The sequence below is a fragment of the Vulcanococcus sp. genome (assembly GCF_044369115.1).
GTDB lineage: Bacteria > Cyanobacteriota > Cyanobacteriia > PCC-6307 > Cyanobiaceae > Vulcanococcus.
The window spans coordinates 1-4743 of sequence record NZ_JBIPMN010000184.1; the positions used below are offsets into that span (position 1 = coordinate 1).

5 protein-coding genes and 1 pseudogene are annotated in these 4743 nt (G+C 65.9%); 1 reads left to right on the forward strand and 5 read right to left on the reverse strand.

Going from position 1 to position 4743, the window contains the following annotated elements:
• The 5 genes and pseudogenes from ACIQ2E_RS12455 to ACIQ2E_RS12475 form a co-directional block, all read right to left on the reverse strand.
• Positions 1–416: pseudogene (locus ACIQ2E_RS12455) on the reverse strand (Rossmann fold nucleotide-binding protein); the annotation flags it as partial.
• 65 nt (positions 417–481) lie between these two features.
• Positions 482–805, reverse strand: coding sequence for a thioredoxin (trxA, locus tag ACIQ2E_RS12460; RefSeq protein WP_010303670.1), 324 nt, complete (start codon positions 803–805; stop codon positions 482–484).
• Positions 806–989: 184 nt separating this feature from the next.
• Positions 990–2153 carry a GuaB3 family IMP dehydrogenase-related protein gene (locus tag ACIQ2E_RS12465; protein WP_398330999.1) on the reverse strand — a complete coding sequence of 388 codons (1164 nt, stop codon included), beginning with the start codon at positions 2151–2153 and terminating at the stop codon, positions 990–992.
• 69 nt (positions 2154–2222) lie between these two features.
• Complete coding sequence (locus ACIQ2E_RS12470; protein WP_398331002.1) at positions 2223–2867, reverse strand: CAAD domain-containing protein; 645 nt, start codon at positions 2865–2867, stop codon at positions 2223–2225.
• A 53-nt stretch (positions 2868–2920) separates the two neighbouring features.
• A complete protein-coding gene (locus ACIQ2E_RS12475) occupies positions 2921–4009 on the reverse strand; it encodes a homocysteine biosynthesis protein (protein WP_398331005.1) in 1089 nt (362 codons plus the stop codon).
• A 99-nt stretch (positions 4010–4108) separates the two neighbouring features.
• Here ACIQ2E_RS12475 and ACIQ2E_RS12480 point away from each other — a divergent pair.
• Positions 4109–4743, forward strand: a 635-nt coding sequence (locus tag ACIQ2E_RS12480) for a DNA gyrase subunit A (protein WP_398331008.1), incomplete at its 3' end; no start/stop codon positions are given.

Consider the following 4743-nt stretch of genomic DNA (forward strand, 5'->3'; position numbering starts at 1 on the left):
AGATCCACATTGAGCCCGATGCTGTTCTCACAACCGGCCCCACTGTTGGCGGCCTCCATGATCCCGCCGCCAGCGCCGGTCATCACCTCGAAGCCGCGCTCCACCGCTTCCACCGCCAGCGCCTGCGCCAGCTTGTAGGCGGGCTCTTCGGGGCTGGTTCGCGCTGAACCGAACACGGTGACCTTGCGGGTCTGCCGGTGCGGGGCGAACACGCTCAGTCCATCGCGGATATCGGCGAGGGCTCCATTGATCAGCCGCCATTCATCGGCATCGGTGCTGCCCTTGGCAATCTCCAGCAGGCTCACGATGCTGCGCTCGATCGCGCGGCGCTGCGGGTGGTTGTGCAGCTCCTGATCGAGGGCCTGAAGGGGGCTCTGCTCCATCAACGAAGAGGTGATCGGGGTGAGATGTGGCATGAAAAAGCCCGGCTCTAGGCCGGGCTTCAAGGCTATCTGGGTGTTGCTCCCAGGCTCTGCCTGATTCAGAGGTACTTGGCGATGGTGCCCGAGAGGGTGGTCTTGGGCACCGCTCCCACCACGGTGTCCACCTTTTGGCCGTCCTTGAACACCATCAGAGTGGGGATGCTGCGGATGCCGTACTGGCTGGCCACATTCGGGTTCTCGTCGGTGTTCAGCTTGAACACCTTGATCTTGCCCTCGAATTCCTTGGCGATCTCGTCAACGATCGGGGCCACCATGCGGCAGGGACCACACCAGGGGGCCCAGAAATCCACAAGCACAGGCACATCGCTCTTGAGCACGTCCTGCTCGAAGGATGCGTCGGTGACGGCTGCGGCGCTGGACATCCGAGTTTGGGTCAGTGTTTTGGGAATCTAGCAATGGGTTTCCGGGATGGCTCTGGGCCTGCCGGAACTCGGTAACAAGACAGAAGGCCCGGACGCGCCGGGCTGGGGGGTGTGAGGAGTGTGTGGGCCGGAGCCCGCACGACATGAGGGTAACGCCGCTGTCTTCTGCGTCTGTGCTGAAGGGCTATTTGCCCATGCCCAGCTGCTGGGCTTTCTGATACACCTTGCCCTCTGTGAGTAGCGAGGGCGCCACCACCACTTCCACCTGCTGCATCTCCTTCAGGGTGCGGGCTCCCAGGGTCCCCATGGAGGTGCGGATACATCCCAGGAGGTTCTGGGTGCCGTCGTCGAGGGAGGCGGGGCCGCGCAGGATTTTCTCGAGGCTGCCGGTGGTGCCCACCTTGATGCGGGTGCCGCGGGGCAGCACAGGGCTGGGAGTGGCCATGCCCCAGTGGAAGCCGCGGCCGGGAGCCTCGGCGGCGCGGGCGATCGGCGAACCGATCATCACGGCATCGGCGCCGCAGGCCAGGCACTTGCAGATGTCACCGCCGGTGACGATGCCACCATCGGCCACGATCGGCACATAGCGACCGCTTTCCTTCATGTAATCGTCGCGGGCGGCGGCGCAGTCGGCCACCGAGGTGGCCTGGGGGATGCCGATGCCGAGCACACCGCGGCTGGTGCAGGCGGCGCCGGGGCCGATGCCCACCATCACGCCGGCAGCGCCGGCTCGCATCAGCTTGAGGGCCACCTCGTAAGTGACGCAGTTGCCGATGATCACTGGCACGCCGAAGTCGCGGCAGAGCGCCTCAAGATCCAGGCTCTCCTGGCCCTCAGGGCCAACGTGCTCGGTGCTCACGACCGTGGCCTGCACGAAGAACAGATCGGCGCCGGCTTCGGCGATGGCTTTTCCGAACTTCAGAGCGGCCACAGGGGTAGCGCTCACAGCAGCGATGCCCCCGCGCTCGTTGATTTCAGCGATGCGCTTGCGAATGAGGTCTTCGCGCACCGGCTGGCTGTAGAGCTCCTGCATCAGCGGCACGAACTCCTCCTTGCCCACTGCTGCGATGCGGTCGAGGGCGGGGTTGGGATCGTCGTAGCGGCACTGAACGCCCTCCAGATTCAGCACGCCCAGAGCGCCCTGCTTGGTGAGCTCAACGCACATGCCCACATCCACCACGCCATCCATGGCGCTGGCGATGATCGGGATCTCGCGGGTGACACCCCCGAGGGTCCAGCTGCTGTCGGTCACCGCAGGATCCACGGTGCGACCGCCTGGCACGAGAGCGATTTCATCGATGCCGTAGGCGCGGCGAACAGTGCGGGAACGACCGAGCTGAATCTCCACCGAAATCCATGACGCAATCGAGCCAAGCTATCAACCGGCCCGATGGCGTCTCTGCGGTGAGGCGCGGGCTCAGCCGCGGCCCCGGAAGCTCTGCCAGCGCTGTTTCACACCCTCGATCACCTCGCGGCGATCGTTGCTGCGCACCAGCCGGGTGAGGCTGAACTGCACCACGGCCACCAGTCCTGCCAGCTCGAGCAGCCCGGGTAGCAGCGGAATGCTGTCGAGGACCCCCAGAACGGCTGAATACACCCGCAGCACCAGCAGCACAGCGATCAAGCCGGCCAGAAGGCTGAGCGGTGTGCGGGCGCTCTGCCATTGCTCGTGCAGTTGACCGCTGCTGATCCAGGTTCGAACCTTCTCCACCAGCAGTTCCCATTCGCCGCCGTCTTGATCGGCTGCCGGGATGGCCACCTGAGGGCTGGCGGGCACCTCCAGGGTGCTGGCCACGGTGGGGATATCAACGGGGGCAGTCGATGCAGGTGGCTCCGGTGCAGGTTCGGATTTGACGGGCTCGGGCGTGGCCGTGGCCTCAACCGGCACCGCCTCGGCTTCAGCGGCTGGTGGTTCGGTGGAGGTCTCTTCGATGTTCCCTGCAGCGGCGTTAACAGCAGCGGCCTCAACGGCAGGCTCCTGCTTCGGAGTTTCTTCAGCGCCCAGCACCATGGGCTCGACTTGCTGCTCGGTGTCCGGCTTGGGGTAAGCAGCGTCGGACATGGTTGGTGGCGATTGTTTCAGCCGGGGAGTTTACGGCTGATTTCCTGGAGCGATCACTCCAGCGGTAGCAGTGCAGGGCGTTGCGGCAGTCCCACCAGGGGCAGGCGAATGGGGAACAGGCCGGCTTGAAGCCGCTCGCAGAGTTCCGCTCCGATCTCCGCGGCCAGACGGGGGCTGTGGGCCGGTGCGCAGCGGATGCGCTGATCGCCGAAGCTGAGCTTGCCGCTGAGCAGTTGGCTGTAGCTGACGCTGCCGAGGCTGGGGCGCACCCGGCGGGGAATGCCGTAATCCAACACCGGCGCTTGGAGTTGCTCGTTGCCGCAGGCGGCCTGGCGTGCTGCCGCGAGATCGAGCAACGGCACCGGTGCCGCCACCGCCACCAGCAAGCCACTGCCTTCCTGCCGCTGTTCACAGGCGCGGATCCAGCGCCGCTCGAGGCCATGCAGATCCACGCTCACGGCGCAGCTGGCCCCTGGGCTGATGGCATGGCCGCTGGCCTGGCGGCGCACCAGGGGATTGTGGCCGGTGCCGGCGCCGCTCACCCAGCCCACGGCTCCGGCCACCAGCACTGGTGAGCCTGGGCCCAGTGCCTGGAGGCCGGGCATCGTCATGCCGATGCTGCCGGCTCCGGCGCAACTGAACAGAGCGCTGCCCATTGGGCCCAGCACCGGCCCCCAGGGGGTGGGGGTGAGGCCATCGCGGCTGCTCACCGCTACCACACCGTTTTCGGCGATCGCGCGGTGCAGCAGCAGTTGACCGGCCCCGATCTGCTGCAGCGACAGCTGGGTTTCCAGCTCCTGGCGCGGCTGTTGCGGGCTGGCCTGGCCGCTGGCACTGAAGGGAAGCTGCTGGCCCTTCAGCAGTGCTTCCAGCGCGGCGGCGCCACCGCTCTGGATCGGCAGTATTAGATCGGTGTTGCCATGGCCGCCTCCTGCTTCCGCGGGGCCCAGCCGGCAGCGTTCGATCCGAATCGGTGGATCGCTCGGGCCCAGATGCAGCACCAGCGATGCCTGGGCGGTGAAGCCGGCCTCGCTGGCAACCACCACATGGGTTTGGCGGAAGGCCTGCTCCAGGCCCAGCTCCGCCACGCGATCGCGGAACTGCGCTGCGGTGCACACCTGCAGATCGCCGTGTTGCTGCAACGCAAGTAGCTCAGGCTCGCTTCTGGCGGGCGTACTCCCGCGGGCAGCAGACACAGGCGCAACAACCGATAAAATGCGTTCTAATCAAAGTCCTGTCGAATGGCGGATCCAACCGAACCCGGCGCGTTGACACCCGGGGACGGGGAAGACCCAACCGGTCCAGGCGGACCAGGCGATTCAGACGGCCGGATCATCCAGGCTGATCTGCGCAATGAGATGTCGCGCTCCTATCTGGAGTACGCGATGAGCGTGATCGTGGGTCGGGCTCTGCCCGATGCCCGCGACGGTCTCAAACCGGTGCATCGCCGCATCCTTTACGCGATGTATGAGCTGGGCCTGACGAGCGATCGGCCCTACCGCAAATGCGCCCGTGTGGTGGGTGAGGTGCTGGGTAAGTACCACCCCCATGGCGATACGGCGGTGTACGACGCGCTGGTGCGCATGGCGCAGGACTTCTCCATGCGGATGCCGTTGATCGACGGTCACGGCAACTTCGGTTCGGTGGATAACGATCCGCCTGCCGCCATGCGATACACCGAATCGCGGCTGCAGGCGCTCACCACCGATAGCCTGCTCGAGGACATCGAGTGCGAAACCGTCGATTTCATCGACAACTTCGACGGCTCGCAACAAGAGCCCACGGTGATGCCCTCGCGCATCCCGCAGCTGCTGCTCAACGGCTCCACCGGCATCGCCGTGGGGATGGCCACCAATATCCCTCCGCACAATCTCAC